18 protein-coding genes and 1 tRNA gene are annotated in these 22,154 nt (G+C 68.7%); 10 read left to right on the top strand and 9 right to left on the bottom strand.

Features of this window, described 5'->3' with window-relative positions; translation table 11 throughout:
• Positions 1-94: 94 nt before the first annotated feature.
• Positions 95-185 (top strand) — tRNA-Ser (locus M0L44_RS06510).
• Between the two features lie 63 nt (positions 186-248).
• Here the strand turns inward: M0L44_RS06510 and M0L44_RS06505 are convergent.
• Complete coding sequence (locus tag M0L44_RS06505) at positions 249-2,798, bottom strand: PAS domain S-box protein (protein ID WP_252768838.1); 2,550 nt, start codon at positions 2,796-2,798, stop codon at positions 249-251.
• A 305-nt stretch (positions 2,799-3,103) separates the two neighbouring features.
• Between M0L44_RS06505 and M0L44_RS06500 the strand changes: the two genes are divergently transcribed.
• The 4 genes from M0L44_RS06500 (at position 3,104) to M0L44_RS06485 (ending at position 6,608) form a co-directional block, all read left to right on the top strand.
• Positions 3,104-3,694, top strand: a complete 591-nt coding sequence (locus M0L44_RS06500) for a TetR/AcrR family transcriptional regulator (protein ID WP_252768837.1) — start codon at positions 3,104-3,106, stop codon at positions 3,692-3,694.
• 95 nt (positions 3,695-3,789) lie between these two features.
• On the top strand, positions 3,790-4,359 hold the full coding sequence (locus tag M0L44_RS06495) for a Spy/CpxP family protein refolding chaperone (protein WP_252768836.1): 570 nt from the start codon (positions 3,790-3,792) through the stop codon (positions 4,357-4,359).
• Positions 4,360-4,443: 84 nt separating this feature from the next.
• Complete coding sequence (locus M0L44_RS06490; protein ID WP_252768915.1) at positions 4,444-5,151, top strand: response regulator; 708 nt, start codon at positions 4,444-4,446, stop codon at positions 5,149-5,151.
• Entirely contained in the window at positions 5,148-6,608 is a 1,461-nt protein-coding gene (locus tag M0L44_RS06485) for a sensor histidine kinase (protein WP_252768835.1), read from the top strand. The genes M0L44_RS06490 and M0L44_RS06485 overlap by 4 nt, the downstream gene beginning before the upstream one ends.
• On the opposite strand, the gene M0L44_RS06480 is transcribed toward M0L44_RS06485, so the two are convergent.
• The 4 genes from M0L44_RS06480 to M0L44_RS06465 all read right to left on the bottom strand — a co-directional run bounded on the left by M0L44_RS06480 (position 6,590) and on the right by M0L44_RS06465 (position 12,752).
• Complete coding sequence (locus tag M0L44_RS06480; RefSeq protein WP_252768834.1) at positions 6,590-7,972, bottom strand: MATE family efflux transporter; 1,383 nt, start codon at positions 7,970-7,972, stop codon at positions 6,590-6,592. The two genes, M0L44_RS06485 and M0L44_RS06480, sit on opposite strands and share 19 nt — an antisense overlap.
• Complete coding sequence (locus M0L44_RS06475) at positions 7,969-8,394, bottom strand: DUF3717 domain-containing protein (protein WP_252768833.1); 426 nt, start codon at positions 8,392-8,394, stop codon at positions 7,969-7,971. The genes M0L44_RS06480 and M0L44_RS06475 overlap by 4 nt, the downstream gene beginning before the upstream one ends.
• Positions 8,395-8,734: 340 nt before the next feature.
• Entirely contained in the window at positions 8,735-11,479 is a 2,745-nt protein-coding gene (locus M0L44_RS06470; RefSeq protein WP_252768832.1) for a bifunctional acetate--CoA ligase family protein/GNAT family N-acetyltransferase, read from the bottom strand.
• A 151-nt stretch (positions 11,480-11,630) separates the two neighbouring features.
• The gene (locus M0L44_RS06465; RefSeq protein ID WP_252768831.1) at positions 11,631-12,752 is read right to left on the bottom strand and encodes an aromatic ring-hydroxylating oxygenase subunit alpha; all 1,122 of its coding nucleotides are present in this window, start codon (positions 12,750-12,752) and stop codon (positions 11,631-11,633) included.
• 272 nt (positions 12,753-13,024) lie between these two features.
• Between M0L44_RS06465 and xseB the strand changes: the two genes are divergently transcribed.
• From xseB to folE2, 4 genes are all read left to right on the top strand, one after another.
• Positions 13,025-13,264, top strand: coding sequence for an exodeoxyribonuclease VII small subunit (gene xseB, locus M0L44_RS06460; protein WP_252768830.1), 240 nt, complete (start codon positions 13,025-13,027; stop codon positions 13,262-13,264).
• Entirely contained in the window at positions 13,261-14,145 is an 885-nt protein-coding gene (locus M0L44_RS06455) for a polyprenyl synthetase family protein (RefSeq protein WP_252768829.1), read from the top strand. The genes xseB and M0L44_RS06455 overlap by 4 nt, the downstream gene beginning before the upstream one ends.
• Positions 14,146-14,197: 52 nt before the next feature.
• Positions 14,198-16,093: a 1-deoxy-D-xylulose-5-phosphate synthase gene (gene dxs, locus M0L44_RS06450; RefSeq protein WP_252768828.1), complete on the top strand. Its 1,896-nt coding sequence runs from the start codon at positions 14,198-14,200 to the stop codon at positions 16,091-16,093.
• A 119-nt stretch (positions 16,094-16,212) separates the two neighbouring features.
• On the top strand, positions 16,213-17,013 hold the full coding sequence (folE2, locus tag M0L44_RS06445; protein WP_252768827.1) for a GTP cyclohydrolase FolE2: 801 nt from the start codon (positions 16,213-16,215) through the stop codon (positions 17,011-17,013).
• Positions 17,014-17,031: 18 nt separating this feature from the next.
• On the opposite strand, the gene M0L44_RS06440 is transcribed toward folE2, so the two are convergent.
• The 4 genes from M0L44_RS06440 to M0L44_RS06425 are packed head-to-tail and all read right to left on the bottom strand — an operon-like array spanning position 17,032 to position 21,452.
• The gene (locus tag M0L44_RS06440; protein ID WP_252768826.1) at positions 17,032-17,967 is read right to left on the bottom strand and encodes a glutaminase; all 936 of its coding nucleotides are present in this window, start codon (positions 17,965-17,967) and stop codon (positions 17,032-17,034) included.
• A gap of 13 nt (positions 17,968-17,980) precedes the next feature.
• Positions 17,981-18,676, bottom strand: coding sequence for a GntR family transcriptional regulator (locus M0L44_RS06435; protein WP_252768825.1), 696 nt, complete (start codon positions 18,674-18,676; stop codon positions 17,981-17,983).
• Positions 18,677-18,712: 36 nt separating this feature from the next.
• The gene (locus tag M0L44_RS06430; RefSeq protein WP_252768824.1) at positions 18,713-20,089 is read right to left on the bottom strand and encodes an aspartate aminotransferase family protein; all 1,377 of its coding nucleotides are present in this window, start codon (positions 20,087-20,089) and stop codon (positions 18,713-18,715) included.
• Between the two features lie 28 nt (positions 20,090-20,117).
• Positions 20,118-21,452: a glutamine synthetase family protein gene (locus M0L44_RS06425; RefSeq protein ID WP_252768823.1), complete on the bottom strand. Its 1,335-nt coding sequence runs from the start codon at positions 21,450-21,452 to the stop codon at positions 20,118-20,120.
• A gap of 192 nt (positions 21,453-21,644) precedes the next feature.
• On the opposite strand from M0L44_RS06425, the gene aroQ reads away from it, so the two are divergent.
• Positions 21,645-22,100 carry a type II 3-dehydroquinate dehydratase gene (gene aroQ, locus M0L44_RS06420; protein WP_252768822.1) on the top strand — a complete coding sequence of 152 codons (456 nt, stop codon included), beginning with the start codon at positions 21,645-21,647 and terminating at the stop codon, positions 22,098-22,100.
• Positions 22,101-22,154 lie beyond the last annotated feature (54 nt).

Below are 22,154 nucleotides of genomic sequence, written 5' to 3'. Positions count from 1 at the left end.
TGCGCTAGAATGCACAGCTTCACTTGGTGGTGACCACCCCAGGGTGAAAGTTTTCAGGAACGCCTTTGAAGGCGCCCCGAAAACGCCGCTTTCAGGAGAGGTGGCAGAGTGGTCGATTGTACCTGACTCGAAATCAGGCGTACGTGAATAACGTACCGAGGGTTCGAATCCCTCCCTCTCCGCCAAAACAGCATAAGGCCCCGCCAGTCGGGGCTTTTTTGCGTCCGGACAGGGGCCGCTGCGCGGCCTCAATCCGGGCAGGGGGGCGGCGGCAAATCGATCCAGAATTCACAGCCTTGGCCGGGCGGCGTGTCCGTCAGGCCGATCTGTCCTTGCATGGCTTCCACCAGCCGCTGGGACACGGCCAGCCCCATGCCATGGCCTTCGACGGTCTGCTTTTCCAGGCGCAGGCGCGAGAAGGGTTGGAAGAGGCGGGCCCGGTACTCGGGAGGGATCCCGGGGCCCGTGTCGCTGACGGTGACGTGTACTCGTGCCGAGGCGGTCTGGACTGTCACCCACACCTGGCCAGCGTCCCGGTTGTACTTCACGGCGTTGGACATCAGGTTCAGCAGCACCTGTTTGAGCCGGATGCGGTCTGCCAGCACCATCACGGCGGGATCAACCCTCGTGCTCAGCCTGATCTCTCGGGCGTCGGCCAGCGGTTTCATCAGGCTGGCGCACTCGCTCAGCAGTTCGTCCATGGCCAGTGGCCGACAGTCCACGGCAACCCGGCCCGACTCGATGGCCGACAGGTCGAGCACGTCGTTGATCAGGGTCAGCAGGTGTCTTCCCGCCCTGAGGATCTCGTGGACGTAGCTGGCGTGCCGGGTGTCGGCGGGCCGGTCCAGTTCCATCAGCTGGGCGAAGCCGAGGATGGCATTCAGAGGCGTGCGCAGTTCATGGCTCATGCGGGAGAGAAAGGCCGTCTTGGCTTCGTTGGCGCGCTCGGCGCTGAGCTTGGCCTCCAGGAGCTCCTCGTGGTGGCGCAGATCCTTCGCGCAGTCCTGGAACAGGTGGTAGAAGTACCGCGCATGCCCCGGCCGGCCGATGATCACACCCGTTTCGTGGCGCACGCTCAGCAAGCGGCCATCGGCAAGCTCCAGGCGCAGCAGTCCGCTCCATCGACCGCCCTGTCGGCTCAGCTGCTGAATCTGCCAAAGGGCTTCCTCCCGATCCGAGGGCAGGACGAGGTCGTGCAGGCGCTGCTCTGAATGGCGGGTGGCGCTCAGTCCCAGTAACTGGCGGGCCGCCCGGTTGGCATGCCGCAGGCGGCCATCGGTTTCGGTGATGCAGATGCACTGGTCGGTGTGATCGAACACCTGTGTGAGCTTCTGCGCGCGCTCTTCCGCCTGTCGGAGCCTGCTGACATCCTGCACTGTGCCGATCCAGCGCCGGGGCTGGCCGGGCAGGCTTTCCAGGGTCCCCGTGATCGCCAGATGGCGGATCCCGCGCTGCGGGTGCTGGAACTGGACGCTGAGCTGGGTGCTGGCGCTGCGTCTGAGCGTTGCCAGCGCACGCAGCACGGCCACCCGGTCCTCGGGCACGACATTGCCGAAGAGCACCGGCAGTGCTGCGCGGCTCCGTGCGCGATCTTCAACACCGAGCAGGTCATTCAGCAGGTCACTGCCCGTGAGCTGCTGGCAGTGGGCGTCATACACCCAGTGCGCCAGTTGGGCTGTGTGCTGGGCCTGCAGCAGGCGGGCCTGGGCCTGCGCCAGCGCCTGGCTCTGGCGCTCGGCCACGGTGACGTCCTCCATCAGCACCAGCCCGTGGGTGTGGATGCCTTCGCTGTCATGGATCGGCGAGCAGCGCAGTTCGATGACCTGGTCGGGCCGGATGCGAATGTGCACCGGACCCTCGCTGGCTTCATGGGTTCCGATGTGCGCGCACAGGGTCCCGAGTTCGGGGTCGTCCTGGGGGACGCCGGCCTGGCAGGGGGTGCCCAGCAACTGCGTCGGCGGCACGCCGGCGAGCCGGGCGGCCGCATGATTCGCCCACACCACCGGCATGTCGGGATGGCACCGGTCGACGATCAGGATGCCGGTGCGGCTGCCGTGGGTCGCTCTCTCCAGCAGACGCAGGCGCTCTTCGATTTCCTTGAGCGCTGTGATGTCGGTGCGGATGGACACGAACTCCGTGATCTCGCCCTGATCCCCTCGGATGGGCACGATGGTCGACTGCACCCAGTAGTAGTTGCCGTCCTTGCTGCGGTTGCACAGGACGCCCTGCCAGACCGTTCCCCGGGTGATCGTGCCCCACATCTCTCGATACACGCTGTCGGGATGCCGGCCGGAGCGCAGCAGGCCATGGGTGCTGCCGATCAGTTCCTCGCGCCGGTAGCCGCTGATCAGGCAGAAGCGCTCGTTGACGTCGGTGATCACCCCCTGGCGATCGGTCACGCTGAGGATCGCATGCTCGTCCAGGGCCAGCCGCTCTGCCTGCGCAGGGACGGCCGCCAGCCGCTTCCGTTCGTCCGCGGGGTGATTGGGCGGGGCATCGGGTTCCTGCAGCCGCCGCCGCCATTGGCCGAGTTCGTCCAGCAGTACCGAACGCACGGCTTGGCTCTCGCCTTCAAGCAAACCCGGGGAGCGTGATGCCAGGGTCCGTCCAGCCTGTTCCCAGGCGGCCCCCCCATGCTGGGCCAGCCAGTGCCCCAGGCTCTGCAGATGTTTCACCAGGCTGGGAATGCGCTGGGGCGACAGTTCGCTCAGTGCCAGCAGGCTGATGGCACTGTCCAGGGCATCGACAAGCGCTTGGGTGGGGAAGCCGGCATCGGAGTCTCGGTGGTCGTGCGTCATGAAAAGGCGCGTGCATCTCCGTGCGGTGCATCGGTGGATGCCTGGTGATGGGGGGCGGTGGTCGTCGCGTTGTGAGAGCGTACGCGTACGGTGTTACTTTTGTCACACCATGGAACTCCCTAGTTCATGGGGTGCAAAGGCCCTGTGGGATCTGGGCCCTCCTGTCCGGCTGATCCGGGCATCTGCCGGCCTCGGGAAGAATCCGCCCATCTCTTCCCGATGTCCGAGACCTTCTGATGGCTCGTCCTTTCCGTCCGTCAGTTACTGTGCGCGTTTGCCGGCGCAGCAAAGCTGCGAGGGAGGCCATGCGGGCGCAAATCGTGGAAGCCTCGATGGCCCTGTTCCACCAGGGCGGGGAGCGTGCCGTGTCGATGCGGGCGCTGGCCAGGCAGCTGGGCATCTCCACGATGGCGCTGTACACCTACTTCCCCACGAAGGCCCATCTGATGCACCACATCTGGGCCGACATGCTGCGCCTGGCTTGTGCTCAGGGAGAGCTCGCAGGGGCGGAGTCGCCCTGCGATTGGAGCCGTCTGGACGCTTGCCTGCAGGGCTTTCTCTCCTATTGGATGGACCATCCCGACCATCTGCGCGAGATCCTGGCGGCCTGGCAGGCCGAGACGGACGGACGGGGGTATCCGCCCTGGTTCGGGGCCCAGCGCGTCCAACTGGATCTGTTGCTGCGACCCTTATCGGGACAGGCTGGTCAGGAGGAGGCCCTGCTGGATGTCTGCCGGGACCAGGTGCTCAGCCAGATCCTGGGCACGCAGATGTTGCTCCTGGCGCGAGCCAACGAGTCCCGCGCTGCACAGCAGGGTCTCATCGAATGCGCCACCCAGGCCGCACTCGCATCGCTGCGCCATCGTCTGGGGTGCCAGGCGGCCATCGCCGGCTGACGGATTTACCCATCTTTACGGGGCGGCCAACGCGGGCTAACGCGTGCCGGTCAGCATCCTGCCATTGCCCGAACGGACAGGAAAAGGATGCCGCGATGAAGCGTTCGACGTGGGGAGGATCTCAGGCTCGCATCGCCTGCGCAGGGTTGCTGCTCGTGCTGTTGGGCGGGTTGGGCATGGTCGCCCTGGCTTCGGCGCAGGGGCTGCCGCCCCCGGGCCCTCGCGCAATGCCCATGCCCGGGCCTGGCGCGCCGGTCCTGGGGGGGCTGTTGCACTGTGATCGCCTGCCGCCGGAGCTGGCGCTCACCGCTGCCCAGCAGGGGCAGTTGCAGGCCATCGCCGAAGGCCTGCATGCGGACCAGGTGCAGCAGCGCGAGGCCGACCGGGCGTTGGCGGACCGGTGGGCCACCTTGCTGGCTGCACAGACGGTCGACGCGCAGGCCGCGGAGGCCTTGCGTGCCCAGATGGAACAGGCCCACGACAAGATGAGCCGCCGGCTGCTCAAGGCCACGCTGGACGCGGCCGAGGTGTTGACACCCGCCCAGCGCGCTCAGCTGGTTTTGCTGTCGAAGGCGCCCGCGGCTGATGGGGGGCACGGCGACCTTGGGGAGGGCCCCTGGCCGGACCCTCCCAGCATGCCGCCGCCCCCGCATCTTGTCCCGTGATCATTCAAAGGAGAGGGAGTTACCATGCTGACGTTCCAGTCTTCCCAGCGGGCGCCGCTGTTGGCGTCCGACCCGAAGGTCGAGATGACGGCTGCCAAGATCCTGCTGATTGACGACGATTCCCGCCTGACCGCGATGGTGGGCGACTACCTGCGCGGTCACGGCTACGACGTAGAGAGCGCCGGTTCGCTGGGCGAGGGGCGTTCCCGCCTGCAGGTGGGGGCGTATGACGCCCTGGTGTTGGACCTGATGCTGCCTGACGGTGATGGTCTCGACCTGACCCGCGAGTTGCGCAACGATGCCCGCCTCAAGCGCCTGCCCTTGCTGATGCTGACGGCGCGCGGCGAGCCCATGGACCGCATCGTCGGCCTGGAACTGGGGGCGGACGATTACCTGCCCAAGCCCTTCGAGCCGCGCGAACTGCTGGCGCGGATCAAGGCCCTGCTGCGCCGGGCCACGCCGGAGCCGGAGGTCGACGATGTGCTCGAATTCGGCCGTCTGGAGGTGGACCTGGGTGCCCGCGAGGCCCGCCTGGACGGCAAGCGTTGCGATCTGACCAGCCACCAGTTCGATCTGCTTGCCGTGCTGGCCCAGAGCCCGGGCCGGGTGCTCAGCCGCGACCAGATCATGGACGCCCTCAAGGGGCATCCGCTCGAGGCCTTTGACCGATCGATCGATGTGCATGTCTCGCGCATCCGGGCGGTGATCGAGGACGATCCGAAGAATCCCAAGCGGGTGCTGACCGTGCGGGGAACGGGCTACGTGTTCGCGCGGCGCCAGGACGCGGATTGAGATCCCTCTACATCCGGATCTGGCTGACCGTCATTGCGGCGCTGGCGCTGTTCGCGCTGGCCTCGGGATGGCTGCTGGAACGGCATCTGTCCCAGGAACGGGCGCGGGCCGATGCCCTGTTGTCGGAGCGCCTGGCCAGCTGGGGGCCGCTGATCCAGAGTTCTTTGCCGCCCAGCACGGCCACGCTGGCCGCTCAGTCCAACGCGCTGGAGGACTGGGCGCATCGCATGCACACGCCCTTGGCCCTGCTGGATGCCAAGGGGCAGCGCATCGCAGCGTCACGGCGCTATCTGGACCTCGAGGCGGAGGGCCATGGGCGGCCGCTGACTGTGCCGCTGGAAGACGGGCGTCAGCTTCTGATCATGCGGCCGGATCTGCGGATGTTGCCGCTGCGACGTCTGCCTCCGGAGGTCGAGGCGTCGGGTCCTCAGCGTGGTGAACCAATGGCCTTCCCCGAGGACCGCCTGCCACCGGGACTGCCGGGGGCGGATCGCGGGCCTGGTGGCCCCGGCGGGGATCGACCACAGCTGCCTCCCCCGGGCTTCCTGCTCGGGCCCGGGGGCGAGTGGCCGGCCAGCCTGGGCCTGGTCGTGCTGCTGGCCATGTTGTTCATGGCCGTGGCGGCCGGTGCCTATCCGGTGGTGCGCAGCATCACCGGCCGCCTGGAGCGGCTCAAGCATGGCGTCGAAGCTTTCGGGGCCGGCGCCCTGGCCCAGCGGGTGCAGGAAGAAGGCAAGGACGAGGTGGCCACCCTGGCGGCGAGCTTCAACCGCGCCGCGCAGCGCATCCAGTCCCTGGTGCAGTCCAACCAGAGTCTGCTCGCCAACGCCAGCCATGAACTGCGCTCGCCCCTGGCGCGACTGAAGATGGCCTTGTCCATGATCGACGACGCTGCGCCGGCGCAGCGGGCTGCTCTGCGCAAGGAGATCGAGGTCAACATCCGCGAGCTGGATGCCCTGGTCGAAGAAGTGCTGCTCTCCAGCCGGCTGGAGGCCGGTGTGGCCGTGGATCTGGATGATCCGGTGGATGCCCTGGCCGTGATGGCCGAGGAGGCCAGCCGGGTGGATGCCCAGGTCGAGGGACCGCCGCTGATGCTGCGGGGCAGCGAGCGCTTGCTGCGCCGTGCCGTGCGCAACCTGCTGGAGAACGCCCGTCGCTATGGCGGGCAGGATGTCCAGGCCGAACTGGCGCTGCAGCCCTCTGGCGAGGTCCAACTGCGGGTTTGCGACCGCGGCCCGGGTGTGCCCGAGGCTGAACGTGAACGCATCTTCGAGCCTTTCTACCGCATGGCCGGGCATGCCGAGCGCGAGGGCGGCGTGGGCCTGGGGCTGGCGCTGGTCCGCCAGATCGCCCTGCGCCACCAAGGCCGGGTGCACTGCGAACTCCGGGAGGGGGGCGGCAGCTGCTTCGTGCTGACCCTGCCGGCGGCTCGTCTGCTTCAGCCGCCGGGGGCCTGAGCGCGCCGTCGCAGCACCCAGCCCTGCAGGGCGGTGAGTCCGGTGCCGGCGGCCAGCAAGCCCAAGGTGGCGGCGGTCCAGAAGCCCGGGGCGCCCTGCAGCGTCTGGGGCACTGTGCCGGTCACATTGAAGGCCAGCAGGTAGCCACCGCCCAGGCCCACGCCCCAGAGCGAGACCGCGTACACCACCATCGGGGCCGTGGCGATGCGCCAGGCCCGCAGCGTGAAGGCCACCACTGTCTGCACCGCATCGGCCACGTGGAAGACGGCCAGCCAGGCCAGCAGGGGCAGGGTGGCGGCCACCACCGCCGCATCGCGGGTGTAGAGCTCCAGCACCGGTGTGCGGGCCAGGTAGACGCTGCTGCCGACCAGGGCCGCCAATCCGGTCCCCAGCCACAGTCCATGCCAGCCCAGCCGGCGCGCGTCGCCCAGGGCGTGGGCGCCGATGCGCTGGGCCACCAGCGTGCTGGTGGCATTGCCCACCGACATGGGCAGCATGAACATCAGCGAGATCAGGTTCATCGCGATCTGGTGGCCGGCCACGGGCGTGGTGCCCAGGCGGGCGATGAACAGGGCCATGAAGCTGAAGCCGGTCACCTCGATCAAAAACCCGGCGCCCATGGGCACGCCCAGGCGCAGCAGGTCCCACAGCGCCGGGGCGTGGGGGCGGCGCAGGCCGCGCTCGAAGAGCAGGAAGCGCGCGTAGAACGCATCCCGGTTCAGCCACAGCCAGGCCCCGGCGGTCTGGGTCCACAGCACGACGACCGTGGCCCAGGCGCAGCCGGCCACGCCCAGCGACGGCAGGCCGATGGCCGGCCAGCCGTTGACCAGGGCGATGGTCAGCGGGATCTTGAGCGAGAGCCCACCCAACTGCAGCAGCATCACCGGCTTGGGCCGTGACACGGCGGTGGTGAAAGAGCGGAACACCGTGAACAGCAGGGCCGCTGGCAGGGCCAGGGTCAGGGCACGCAGGTAGCTGCGGGTGCGCTGCGCCACCTCCGGGCCCGCCTTGGCCATCCACAGGAAGGGCTCGGGCCACCACAGGAACAGCGCACCCAGGGCGGACAGCCCGAGGGCCAGCCACAGGCCCTGATGGAATTGATCGCCTGCGGCTTCGTGTCGCCCGGCGCCATGCAATTGGCCGACCACGGGCGAGAGAGCCAGCACCACCCCCATGAAGCCGATGATGATGGTGATGTAGGCCGCCGTGCCCACGGCAAACGCCGCCAGGTCCAGCGGCGAGTGGCGGGCCACCACCACGGTGTCCACGGTGTTGAAGGCGAGCACCGCCAGCTGGCCGATGTAGACCGGCCAGGCCAGGTGGGCGATGCGGCGCGCGCTGGCCAGCCAGCTCCGGTCGCTCATCGGGCCGTTCCCTGGTCCGTGGCGCCAGCGCGCTCGGCGTAGCGGTTGAAGCGCCAGGCTGTGCCTTCCAGTGTGATGCGGTGCCAGACCTGGCGCTTCTCGGCCGGGCTCAGCATGGGCCAGTTCTGGACCTCGTCCTCGGTGCGGCCACAACCTTTGCAAGTGGGGTCGCCCTGGGCGGTGGAACAGATGGCGATGCAGGGCGCATCGGGGGTGCTGTCGTACCAGGCCAGCCAGGCCGCCAGGGCGGCGGGACTGAGGGCGGCCTCATCCATTTCGCTGGCCTGCCGGTAGACCAGCAGCGCGTAGGGTTCGCCCAGAGCCACCACCTCGGGGCAGGCGGTCACCCCGTCGGCCGAGGGTGAGCGTTCGCGCCACCAGTTGATGGCGGATTCAAGATCGGAAATGTGGATGCCAGCCATGGCCTCGTCATGCATGCAGAAAGGCCACCGTCCAGGTGGCGTCCGATGCAGACAGGCCGGCTGGCGGGGCTCAGGGGGTGTTCGTGGCGCGGGCGGTTGTCCAGCCGGGGCCGGGGGGCGGTGCGGAACTGGCCGCACGTGCCGCATGTTCTGCCCGCCACTGGCGGACCCACAGGCCGCCCGCGACACCCGCCAGGACCAGCATCAGGACGATGCAAGCCGCCCAGATCCCCATTCTTGAGCCTACTTCCAGGTCTTCGAGCATGGTGACCTCCGCATTGGTGGCGGGTGAGCGGCCATTGTAGAAGACCGGCAGCCGCAACCAGTCAGAGCTTCGACCTTACAGGAGGTAGGTGCACAGGCGGAAGTCGGGGTCTTCCGGATAGGGTTTGACCTCGAAATGCAGGCTGCGCATCAGGCGAAGCATGCTGTCGTTGTGGGTCAGCACCAAGCCCTGGATCTCGCTCAGGCCCTTGGCGCGGGCCACGTCGATGATGGACAGCATCAGCCGCGAGCCCAGTCCCTGGCCGGACACGCTGTCGGACACCACCAGCGAAAACTCGCAGGTGGTCTGGTCCGGGTTGGTGATGTAGCGCGAGACGCCGATGATCTCCTCGCGGTCGCTGAAGCTGCCGTCCTCGTTCGCCTGGCGGTGGTGCCGCACGGCCACCAGGGCCATCTCGCGGTCGTAGTCGATCAGCGTGTAACGCGCCAGCATGCGGGCCGGCATTTCCTGCATCGCACTGACGAAGCGGAAGTAGCGGCTTTCTGGCGACAGGCCGCGCACCAGGGCCTGCAGCATGTCGGCGTCGTCGGGCTGGATGGGCCGGATGGTGCACAGCCCGCCACCCTTGAGCGGCCATTCGCGCGCCAGGCCGGCGGGGTAGGGCAGGATGGCCAGGTGCTGGTAGGGCAGGCTCGATGATGAGCCGGACGGCTCCACCACGATACGGGCATCCACCGCCACCGCACCGGTCTCGTCCAGGATGATGGGGTTGATGTCCATCTCCCGCAGCTGGGGCAGTGCGCAGACCATTTCCGAGACCCGCAGCAGCACCTGTTCCAGCGCGTCCACATCCACCGGTGGGGCGCCGCGCCAGCTGCCCAGGGTTTCGGCCACGCGGGCGCGCTCGATCAGGCGGTGGGCCAGGAACTGGTTGAGTGGCGGCAGCTCCATCGCCCGGTCGGCGATCAGCTCGATCATCGTGCCGCCCGCACCAAAGGTGATCACCGGACCGAAGGGGTCGTCGGTGGTCATGCCAATGTAGAGCTCCCGCCCGCGCGGCTTGCCACTCATGGGCTGGATGGTGACGCCGTTGATGCGGGCCTGGGGCAGCACCTTGGCCACCGCGGCCAGCATGTCGTTGTAGGTGTCGCGCACCTGGGTGGCGGTCATCACATTGAGTGCCACGCCACGGACATCGCTCTTGTGGCTGATGTCGGGCGAATCGATCTTCAGCGCCACCGGGTAACCCAGCTGGCTGGCGATCAGCATGGCCTCGCTGGCGCTGCGGGCCAGCATGGTGCGCGTGACCGGAATGTGGAAGGCCGCCAGCAGGGCCTTGGACTCCATCTCGGTCAGCACATGGCGTCGTTCGGCCAACACGCTTTCGATCAGCAGGCGCGCGCCCTCGGCATCCGGGCTGTCCAGCGCGGTCATCGGCGGCGGGGTCTGCTGCAGCAGCTGCTGGTTCTGGTAGAAGCTGGCCAGGTTGCCGAAGGCCTCCACGGCCGCCTCCGGCGTGCGGAAGTTCGCCACCGCATGCTGGGCCAGCAGGCTGCGGGAGCCCCGCACCGTCTCGTCGCCCATCCAGCAGGCCACCACCGGCTTGCCCTGCAGATGGGCCACCTCGGTCACCGCGGTGGCCACGGTGTCGGGCTCGGTGCCCGGCAGGCCGCCCGGCTTGGGCGAGTAGATCACCAGAGCGCCATCCACCCCGGCGTCGGCGCTGGCCACCTTCAAGGCGGCCGCGTACTGGGCGCCGGTGGCTTCCTCCCCCAGGTCGATCACCTGGCCCAGCGAGGCCTGACTGCCCAGCAGGGGGGCCAGGCCGACGCGGCTGGCGTCGCCCAGTCGCGCCACTTCCAGACCCAGGTCGTTGGCCCAGTCAGCGGCCAGCACGGCCGGCCCACCGCCATTGGTGATGATGGCCAGGCGGTTGCCCACCGGCCGGTAGCGCGAGGCCAGGCACTTGGCCGCGGAGAACAACTGCGTGAAGGCGCGCACGCGCACCACGCCAGCGCGGCGCAGGGCGGCTTCAAACACGTCGTCCGAGCCGACGATGGCGGCCGAGTGGGTCAGCGCGGCATGGGAGCCGGCCGGCTTGCGCCCGGCCTTCATCACCACCACCGGCTTGATCGAGGCGGCCGCCCGCAGCGCGCTCATGAAGCGCCGCGCGTTGCGGATGCCTTCCATGTAGATCAGGATGCTGTGGGTGGCGCTGTCATTGGCCAGATAGTCGAGCACTTCCGCCAGGCCCAGCGAGCTGTTGGCCCCCAGCGACACCACGGTGGAGAAGCCCACGCCGTTGTGGCGTGCCCAGTCGAGGATGGAGGTGGTCAGCGCACCCGACTGCGACACCAGGGCCAGCGGGCCCTGGTGGGCGAGCGGGCCGGTGGCGCCCGCGTTCAGGTGGGCCGAGGGGCGCTGGAAGCCCAGGCTGTTGGGCCCCAGCAGCGGCATGTGGTGGCGCCGGGCCACCGCGTGCAGCGCGGCGCAGGTGGTCTGGGGCAGTCCGGAGGACAGCACCATGGCCGCACGGCAGCGGATGCGTCCGGCGATCTCCAGGGCCGCCTCGATTTGGTCGTCCGGCAGCGCGATGATGGCCAGGTCGGCCCGGGTCTGGGCCAGCTCGGACAGCTTGGCGGTGATTTCGCCCTCGATGTCCAGGCGTGTGACCGGGCCGGGGAAGCCGCCTTCTTCCAGCGACTGCAGCAGCACCCGCCCCAGGGGCGTGGCGGAATCCGGCTGAGCCGGGTTGCCCGCGAAGACCACCAGGGACCGCGGGGTGAACAGGGAGGTCAGAAAGTGCTTGTCCACGGGCAGGGTCCGCGTGCGCGGCAGGTTCTGGGATGGCCGCAGCATACGATGCGCCACCCGTTTGAGGGCGGAGAAAGAAGGGCAGGATTGCCCTTGATCAAGTGGCCCGGCAGGGATCACCCGAAACGCATCGGGCGACCCGAAGGTCGCCCGATGCGGTGGCCGGCGGGGCGGCCGACCGAGGCAAGCCGGCGGCTTACCAGGAGGCGCGGCCCATGCCCATGACGTGGCGGTACCACTCGTGGAAGTGCTGCATGCCGTCCTCCATCGGGCTCTGGTAGGGCCCCACCTCGTCGTCGCCGCGCTCGAACAGGGCCTTGCGGCCCAGGTCCATGCGCTCGCCGATTTCGTCGTCCTCGATGCAGGTCTCCATGTAGGCGGCCCGCTGGGCCTGGCAGAACTCCGGCTCGAAGGCGACGATCTCCTCGGGGTAGTAGAACTCCACCACGTTGAGCGTCTTCTGTGTGCTGACCGGGTACAGCGTCGAGACCGTCAGCACCTTCGGGTACCACTCGATCATGATGTTCGGGTAGTAGGTCAGCCAGATGGCGCCTTGTTTGGGCGGTTGGCCGTCGTGGGCCTTCAGCACCTGGTCGCGCCAGTTCTGGTAGACCGGCGAGCCCACCTTGCGCAGCCCGTCCAGCACGCCCACCGTCTGCACCGAGTGGTGCTTGCCGAACTCCCAGCGCAGGTCGTCGCAGGTGACGAAGTTGCCCAGGCCGGGGTGGAAGGGGCCGACGTGGTAATCCTCCAGGTAGACCTCGATGAAGGTCTTCCAGTTGTAGTGGCACTCGTGCATCTCGACGTGGTCGAGCACGTAGCCGGAGAAATCCAGGTCGGCACGCGGGCCCAGGCCGGCCAGGTCGGCGGCAATGTCCCGGCCGTTGTCCTCGAACACCATGCCGTTCCAGGTGCGCACCTTGTAGTTGTTCAGGTGCAGGCAGGGGTCGTGGTCGAAGTGCGGGGCGCCCACCAATTGGCCACCCAGCTCGTAGGTCCAGCGGTGCAGCGGGCAGACGATGTTCGACCGCGTGTTGCCGCGCCCGCGCAGCATGACGGCCTGGCGGTGGCGGCAGACGTTGGAGACGAGTTCCACGCCCTTGCTGGTGCGAACCAGCGCGCGACCTTCGCCTTCCTGCGGCAGGGCGTAGTAATCGCCCACCTGCGGGACGGACAATTCATGCGCCAGATAGCGCGGTCCGTGTTGAAAGATGAGTTCCTGCTCGCGGCGAAACAGGTCCTCGTCGAAATAAGTGCTGACGGAGAGTTGAGAGCGCGTGCGCTCCAGAGCTTCCAGCGTGATGCTCAGGTTCGACATGATCCCCAGGATCTCCAAAAAACATGTCTTGAAACCCCCCACCCGGTGGCCCCGCGGGTGGGAATGAAAAAACCCCCACCGGCAGGGTGAGGGCAGATCACATTCTAACCAATTCAAACCAGATGGACTTGAATTCGGGTTTGATGGGTGTCAAGGTGATGGAATCACGTTGGCGTGTCTTTTTTGCCGACGCCCCTTCGGTCGCATCAGGGCTTGCCCGAGGGGCAGGGGGCGGGCTGACTACAATTGGGAAACAACACCGCGTCATTGCAATGCCACGTTCCGTCCCCGCCAAAGCCACCAGCGAGCCCGCCAGTTATGAGGAGGCGCTCGCCGAACTGGATCAGTTGCTGCAGGCCATGGAAGGTGGGCAGCTGCCCCTGGATCGGCTCCTGGAGAGCTACCAGCGGGGCAGTCAGTTGCTGACGTTTTGCCGTGGCCGCCTGAAGGCTGTGGAGGACCAGATCCAGGTCCTCGAAGAAGGGCAGCTCAAGCCCTGGACAAGTGAATGACAGTGAACCAATGGGAGAGTTGGGTTCAGAAGCGCCTCTCGGAAGTTGAAGAGGCCCTGGACCGTTTCGTGCCTGCCGACGCCCCTGCGGGCCTGGGCGATGCCATGCGCTACGCGGTGCTGGGCGGCGGCAAGCGTCTGCGCCCGGTGCTCGTGCTGGCCGCCTGCGAGGCGGTGCAGGGGCATCGCGAGGCGGCCCTGCGGGCTGCGGTCGCGGTCGAATTGATCCACGCCTATTCGCTGGTGCACGATGACATGCCCTGCATGGACAACGACATGCTCCGGCGTGGCAAGCCCACGGTGCATGTGCAGTTCGGCGAGGCCCAGGCCATGCTGGCCGGCGATGCGATGCAGGCCCTGGCCTTCGAGGTGCTGACGCCAGAGACCGGCGTGCCTCCCGAGCTGCAGGCGCGTCTCGTGCGTCTGCTGGCCCGCGCCGCGGGGCAGGAAGGCATGGCCGGCGGCCAGGCCATCGACCTGGCCAGCGTGGGCAAGCCCCTGACCGAGACTGCGCTGCGCGACATGCACCGCCGCAAGACCGGTGCGCTGCTGCAATGCAGCGTGCTGATGGGCGCCGCCTGCGGCGATGCCGGGGAGGTCGGCTGGCAGGCCCTGAGCGATTACGGCGCCGCCATCGGCCTGGCGTTCCAGGTGGTGGACGACATCCTGGACTGCACCCAGGAGTCCGCCGTGCTGGGCAAGACCGCTGGCAAGGACGAAGACGCCAACAAGCCGACCTATGTCTCCGCACTGGGCCTGGAAGCCGCCAACCAGTACGCCCAGCGCCTCTACACCGAAGCCATGCAGGCCCTGGACCGTTCAGGCTTGTCCGTGGGCTGCCTGGCCTGGCTGGCCGGGCGTGTGGTGGACCGACAATACTGAACGCGGCACCATGGATGGTCGATCCCTTGTGCCGGTTCCGGAGCAACCCCTGATGAGCAAGCCCTCCTTGCTGGAGAACATCCACAGTCCGGAAGATCTGCGCAAGCTCTCCCGGCCTCAGCTCAAGCAGCTGGCCGATGAACTGCGGCAGTTCCTCCTGCAGTCGGTCAGCAGCACGGGCGGACACCTGTCGTCCAACCTGGGCACGGTGGAACTGACGATCGCCCTGCATGCGGTCTACAACACGCCGCAGGACCGGCTGGTCTGGGACGTGGGCCACCAGTCCTACCCGCACAAGATCCTGACGGGCCGGCGCGAGGCCATGGCCACGCTCAAGCAGTTGGGCGGCATCAGCGGCTTTCCGCGCCGGGCCGAGAGCGAATACGACACCTTCGGGACCGGGCACTCGTCCACCTCCATCTCGGCGGCGCTGGGCATGGCCCATGCCGCCCGCCTGAAGGGTGAGAGCCGCAAGGCGGTGGCCATCATCGGCGACGGCGCGCTGACCGGCGGCATGGCCTTCGAGGCCCTGAACCACGGCGGCTTCCAGAGCGCGGCGGGCCTGCCCGACATGCTGGTGATCCTGAACGACAACGACATGTCGATCTCGCCGCCGGTGGGGGCGCTCAACCGCTACCTGGCCCGGCTGATGAGCGGCCGCTTCTACTCGGCGGCCCGCGAGGGCGCCAAGTCGGTGCTGAAGAACACGCCGCTGTATGGGCTGGCCAAGCGCTTCGAGGAGCACACCAAGGCCATGGTGGTGCCCGAGGGCACGATCTTCGAGGAGTTCGGCTTCAACTACGTCGGTCCGATCGATGGCCACGACCTCGACGCCCTCATCCCCACGCTGGAGAATCTGCGCCAGGCCAAGGGCCCGCAGTTCCTGCATGTGGTCACCCGCAAGGGCTGTGGCTACAGCCCGGCCGAGGAAGACCCGGTCAAGTACCACGGCCCGGGCAAGTTCGACCCGTCCATCGGGCTGGTCAAGCCGGCCACCCCGTCGGCCCAGACCTTCACCCAGGTCTTTGGCCAATGGCTGTGCGACATGGCCGCGGCCGACGACCGCCTGGTGGGCATCACGCCGGCCATGCGAGAGGGCTCGGGCATGGTCGAGTTCGAGCGGCGCTTCCCGACCCGCTACCACGACGTGGGCATCGCCGAGCAGCATGCCGTGACCTTTGCCGGCGGGCTGGCCTGCGAAGGGCTCAAGCCGGTCGTGGCCATCTACAGCACCTTCCTGCAGCGCGCCTACGATCAGCTGATCCACGACGTGGCATTGCAGAACCTGCCGGTGGTCTTCGCGCTGGACCGGGCGGGCCTGGTCGGTGCCGACGGCGCCACGCACGCCGGGGCCTACGACATCGCCTTCCTGCGCTGCATTCCGAACATGAGCGTGCTGACGCCGGCCGACGAGGCCGAGTGCCGGCGCGCCCTGACCACGGCCTACCGCCAGGACCATCCGGTGGCGGTGCGCTACCCGCGCGGCGCCGGGGCCGGCACCGTGCCGGCCGCTGAGCTGGACGAACTGCCCTGGGGCCAGGGCGAGATCCGCCGCGAAGGGCGGGGCGTGGCCATTCTGGCCTTCGGCACACTGCTCTACCCGGCCCTGCAGGCCGGCGAGAAGCTGGACGCCACCGTGGCAAACATGCGCTTTGCCAAGCCGCTGGACAAGGCTCTGGTGCTGGACCTGGCCCGTCGCCACGAAGGTCTGGTGACGATCGAGGAAGGCTGCATTGCTGGCGGGGCCGGCAGTGCGGTGATGGAGGCGCTGGCCGAGGCCGGCGTCACCGTGCCGGTGCTGCAGCTGGGCCTGCCCGACGAGTTCATCGAGCATGGCGACCACGGCAAGCTGCTGGCGCTGTGCGGGCTGGATGCCGCCGGCATCGAGGCCGCGGTGCGCCGCCGTTTCGGGGCCCCGCTGGCCCTGGTGAAGCCGGCCGCGGCCTGAGCGGCCACCGACGGACTTTTCGCACTCATAGCACAATCGAGGGTGGCCGGCATCAACCCTGCGTCAGCGGGGTTGCCGGTTCGCTGTCACATTGACAGCCTGAATCCCTTGACGTTCCCATGAATACCCTGACCGACGCCCTGCACATCCCCGACACCCAGAGCGAGCGCGACGAGCGCCACCTCGCGATCCAGCGCGTCGGGGTCAAGGACGTGCGCTATCCGCTGAACCTGCGGGTGGCCGGTGTGGTTCAGTCCACTGCGGCGCTGTGGAACCTGGACGTGGCCCTGCCGGCCGAGAAGAAGGGCACCCACATGTCCCGCTTCGTCGCCTGGCTGGACGCCCAGAGCGAGCCGCTGGACGCGGCCGGCCTGGCACGTGAACTGGATGTGATGCTGGACAAGCTGGGCGCCAGCGATGGCCGCATCGAGGCGCGCTTCTCCTTCTTCATCCGCAAGAAGGCACCGGTCTCGGGCCTGCAGAGCCTGCTGGACTACGCCGGGGCCTTCATCGCCGAGCGCAAGAATGGCCAGACCGCCATCTGGGCCGAGGTGGGCGTGCCGGTCAAGAGCCTGTGCCCCTGCTCCAAGGAGATCTCCGACTACGGTGCGCACAACCAGCGCTCGCTGGTGACCATCCGCGTCGAGCTGAAGGACCCGGTGGCCGGTGCCATCGAGTGGAAGGAGCTGGTGCGCTTTGCCGAAGAGTCCGCCTCCAGCGAGATCTGGCCCATGCTCAAGCGGGCCGACGAGAAGTGGGTGACCGAGCGCGCCTACGAGAACCCCAAGTTCGTCGAGGACCTGGTGCGCGACGTGGCCCTGCGCCTGAACGCCGATGCCCGCATCGGCCACTACCGGGTGGATGTCGAGAACTTCGAGTCCATCCACAACCACTCGGCCTGGGCGCGCATCGAGCGCTGAACCCACCTGGCAGTCGGCTCAGAACAGCGACTGCCCCGTCAGGGTGGTGAAGCGCTCCAGCGCGTAGCTGCCGGCCAGCGAGTTGCCCGAGGGCTCCAGCTCGGGCGACCAGACGCACACCCCCAGCTGGCCCGGGATGTGGCCCACGATGCCGCCGCCCACGCCGCTCTTGGCCGGAATGCCCACGCGGAAGGCGAAGTCCCCGGCCGCGTCGTAGGTGCCGCAGGTCAGCATCAGGGCCGAGAGCCGCTTGGCGGTGCTGGCGCTGACCACCCGCTCACCGTTCCAGGGGTTCACCCCGCCGTGGGCCAGGAAGGCCACCGCCCGCGCCAGGTCCACCGCGTCCATGCGGATGGCGCAGTGCCGGCAGTAGGCGGCGATCACCTCGTCCACCGGGTTGTGCAGGTTGCCAAAGCTGCGCATGAAGTGACCCATGGCGCGGTTGCGTTCGGCCGTGGCCATCTCGCTGCGGGCCACCCGGTCGTCGTACTGCAGCGTGGCGTGGCCCGACAGCCGCCGCACGAACTCCACCAGCGCCGTTTCCGGGTTGACGAAGCGGGTGCACAGCACATCGGTCACCACCAGCGCGCCGGCGTTGATGAAGGGGTTGCGCGGCTTGCCCTGCTCGGATTCGAGCTGCACCAGCGAGTTGAAGGGGTTGCCCGAAGGCTCCCGGCCGACCCGCTGCCACAGCGCGTCGCCCACGCACTGGTAGGCCAGGGTCAGCGCGAACAGCTTGGAGACCGACTGGATCGAGAAGGGCACCCGGGCGTCGCCGCAGGTGCAGACCTCGCCATCCAGGGTCACCACGGCCATGCCGAACTGGTCGCCCCGCACCTTGGCCAGCTCGGGGATGTAGCTGGCCACCCGGCCCTGGCCCAGCAGGGGCTGGATCTCGGTGCGAATCTGGGCGAGGACGGTCGGGTAGTCGTGGTCGGGGGCGCTCTGGCTCATGGTGCGCCCCAGTCTAGCGCCGCGCCTTGCCGGGCGCGCCCAGCGTGCGGCGCAGAAACTGCCCGGCCACGAAGATGTCCTTCTCCACCGCGCGCCGCGCCCCCGCGCTGTCGCCGCGCGCCAGGGCCTTCACCAGGTCTTCATGGGCGTCATTGAGCACGGCGCCGGCCTCGGGCGTGTCGAAGAGCCGGTTGGAGATGGGGCCGGCCTTGAGCCACAGCGTGTCGATCAGACCGAACAGCGTGGGCGAGCCGGTGGCCTTGTAGAGCAGCACATGGAAGTCCTCGTTGGCGGCCAGGTAGTCGTCGCCATTGCCACGGGCCAGGGCCTGCGCCATGCGTTGGCTCAGCGCCTGCAGCCGGGCCTGTCCCTCGGCGTCCAACCGCAGCGCGCCGCGCTCGGCGGCCTCGCCTTCGAGCAGCATGCGCATCTGCAGCAGGTCGTCGAACTCGGGCACCGAGAGCCGGGGCACCGCCACCCCGGCGTTGGGTACGTTGACCACCGCGCCCTCGGCGGCCAGGCGTTGCAGGGCGGCGCGCACCGGCATCTGGCCCACGCCCAGCTGGGCCGCCACGGTGCGGATCTTCAGCCGCTCGCCAGGCAGGAAGCGGCCCACGGTGACCCACTGCCGCAGCGTGGCGTAGATCGCGTCCTGGTGGGTGGCGGCCGCCGGCGGGGCGGGGGTGTCGTTGTCGGCGGCGGTGGGCATGTCAGCGGGGCAGGGCGGGGACGCGCAGTGTAGGGCTCAGCCCGGCCGGGTCTCGCCGACGAAGGCGTCGAAGGTGGCCACCAGGCGGTCCACATCGGCCGCCGTGGTGTCGGGGCAGACCAGCATCATGTTGTGGAAGGGCGTGATCAGCAGCCCGCGGTTGAGCAGGTACAGGTGCACGATCTGCTCCAGGGCGGGGTCGAGGATGGCATCGGCCTGGCTGCCGTTGCGCGGCGGGGTGGGCGTGAACTGGAACTCGGTGCGGGCGCCGATCTGGGTCACGCACCAGGGCAGGCCATGGCGGGCGATGACCGCGCGCAGGCCGTCGGCCAGGCGTTCGGCCAGCGTGAACATCCGCGCATAGGCGACCTCGGTCATCACCTCGGCCAGGTTGGCGCGCATCGCGGCCAGGGCCAGCAGATTGGCCGTCAGCGTGGTGCCGATGCCGCTGTGGCCCGGCGGGGCCTCGCGCTTGGCCTGTTCGGCGCGGCGGGCCGCCTCGGCCGAGAAGCCGTAAACCGCGCAGGGCACGCCGCCGGCCACCGGTTTGCCCAGCACCAGCAGGTCCGGCTGCAGGCCGTGGGCCCGGGTGTAGCCGCCGGGGCCGGTGCTGATGGTGTGGGTCTCGTCGATCAGCAGCAGGGTGCCGTGGCGCCGGCACAGGGCCTGGGCGGCCTCCCAGAAACCGGGCTCGGGCAGCACCATGCCGATGTTGGTCATGGCCGGCTCGGCCAGCAGGCAGGCCACCTGGCCGTCGGCCAGCGCGGCCTCCAGCGCGGCCAGGTCGTTGAACTCGACGCTGCGGGTGGTGCGGGTGATGTCCACCACCTGGCCCAGCAGGCTGTCGCGGGTGCGGGGCTGGCCGTCCACCAGGTCGACGAACACATCGTCCACGGTGCCGTGGTAGCAGCCGTTGAAGATCAGCACCTGGTCGCGGCCCGTGAGGGCACGGGCCCAGCGGATGGCGAAGCGGTTGGCGTCCGAGGCGCTGAGCGCGAACTGCCAGACCGGCAGGCCGAAGCGCCGGGCCAGTTCCTCGCCCACCCAGACCGCATCCTCGCCGGGCAGCATGGCGGTGATGCCCTGGGCCGCCTGACGCGCCAGGGCGGCGGCCACCGGCGCCGGGCTGTGGCCGAACATGGCGCCGGTGTCGCCCAGGCAGAAGTCGGTGTAGGCGTGGCCGTCCACGTCCTGCAGCCGCGCGCCCTGGGCGCTGGCCACATGCAGCGGGAAGGGGGTGGACCAGTCGTTCATCCAGTGCAGCGGCACGCCGAACATCAGGTGTCGGGCGGCGCGTTGGGCCAGGGCCTGGCTGCGGGGGCGGGCGGCGGCATAGGCGGCGCGCTCGCGCTGCTGCAGGGCGGACAGGCGGGCCGGGTCCAGGCCGGCGCGCAGGGTCGGGGCAGTGTTCATGTCGATGGGTGTCAGGGTGTCTCGGGCCTCAGACCAGCAGCAGCAGGTGCTCGCGCTCCCAGGAGCTGATCACCCGGTTGTAGGTGGCGTACTCCAGCTCCTTCACGGCGCAGAAGGCGTCGACGAAGCTGTCGCCCAGCACCTCGCGCATGGGGGTGCAGGCGCGCATGCGCTCGATCGCGTCCTCCAGGTGACGGGGCAGTTCGTGGGCCACGTTCCAGGCGCTGTCGGTGGTGGGCTCCGAAGGGCTGAGCTGCTCGACCATGCCCAGGTAGCCGCAGGCCAGGGTGGCGGCCATGGCCAGGTAGGGGTTCACGTCCACGCCGGGCACGCGGTTCTCCACCCGGCGCGCGGCCGGGCCGGACTTGGGCACCCGGATGCCGCAGGTGCGGTTGTCGTAGCCCCAGCGCACGTTGATCGGCGCCGACATGAAGGGCGCCAGCCGCCGGTACGAGTTCACGTAGGGCGCGAACATGGGCATCAGCTGCGGGATGTAGGTCTGCAGCCCGGCGATGTAGTGGGCGAACAGCGGGCTGGCGCTGCCGTCGGGCAGGCTGAAGATGTTGTGTTCCTGCTCGTCGTGGATGCTCTGGTGGATGTGCATCGCACTGCCGGGCTCGGCCTCCATCGGCTTGGCCATGAAGGTGGCGAAGATGCCGTGGCGCAGCGCCGTCTCGCGCACGGTGCGCTTGAACAGGAAGACCCGGTCGGCCAGCTCCAGCGGCTCGCCGTGGCTGAAGTTGATCTCCATCTGGCCCGGGCCGGCCTCGTGGATCAAGGTTTCGACGCCCAGCTGGTGCAGCTCGCAGAAGTTGGAAAGCTCCATGAAGAAGGGGTCGAAGTCGTTGACCGCGTCGATGGAGTAGCTCTGGCGCCCGGCCTCGGGCTTGCCGGTGCGGCCCAGCGGCGGCTGCAGCGGCTCGTGCGGGTTCTGCTGGCGGGCCACCAGGTAGAACTCCATCTCCGGCGCGACGATGGGCTTCCAGCCGCGGTCGGCATACAGCTTCAACACCCGGCGCAGCACGCCGCGCGGCGACAGCGCCACCGGCGAGCCGTCCCACTCCTGGCAGTCGTGGATGACCACTGCCACCGGCTCGGCGGCCCAGGGCACCAGGCGCACGGTGGCGGCGTCGGGCACGCAGACCATGTCCGGGTCGGTGTCGCCGACGAAGGGGCCGTTGTCCGGCTGTTGGCCGTTGACCGTGTTCAGCAGCACGCTCTTGGGCAGGCGCATCTCACCGGCGGCCTGGAACAGGTCGCGCGGCAGGATCTTGCCGCGGGCGATGCCGGTCATGTCGGGGATCACGCACTCCACCTCGTGGATGCGGTGCTGGGCGAGGAAGCTGTCGAGCAGGGAGGCCATGGGCAGGGCGGGAGTCGCGATGGATCGCATCCTAGCAGGATCCACTGTTTGTGATCACAAACTGCTGTTGAAATGGCATCCAAGGCGAAATTCATGATCCATGTGATCTGAAGTGTGGGCTCCAGCCGGGGTTCCCCCATCCTGGGCCGGCAGGTGACAATCGGGCACTCCGCATCACCCTGCCTTGCTGCCATGTCCATCCTCGTGCTCAACGGCCCCAACCTGAACCTGCTCGGCACCCGTGAGCCTGAGATCTACGGGGCCGAGACCCTGGCCGATGTGGAGTCCCGACTGGTGCAGGAGGCGCAGGCCCTGGGTCTGCCGCTGCAGTGCTTCCAGAGCAACCACGAGGGCGCGCTGATCGACCGCATCCATGCCGCCCGGCTGGATGGCACGCGCGCTTTCATCGTCAACCCGGGCGGCCTGACCCACACCAGCGTGGCCCTGCGCGACGCCTTTGCCGGCGTGGCCCTGCCAGTGGTGGAGGTGCATATCAGCAACGTGCACCGGCGTGAGGAATTCCGCCACCACTCGTTCATTTCCGGCATCGCCGAGGGCGTGATCGCCGGCCTGGGCACCGAGGGCTACAGCGCGGCCCTGCGCTTTCTGGCGCGGCGCCTGGCCGCGCTGTCTGCTGCGTCACACTGAAGCGGGTTTACCCCGATTCACTCGGGGAAGTCTGGGACGAAATGTCAGGAAAGG

This window comes from Ideonella oryzae (genome assembly GCF_024055665.1).
In the GTDB taxonomy this organism is placed as follows: Bacteria; Pseudomonadota; Gammaproteobacteria; order Burkholderiales; family Burkholderiaceae_C; genus Ideonella; species Ideonella oryzae.
Note: the sequence above shows the minus strand (reverse complement) of the source record. Positions and strands in the feature narration are given on the sequence as shown.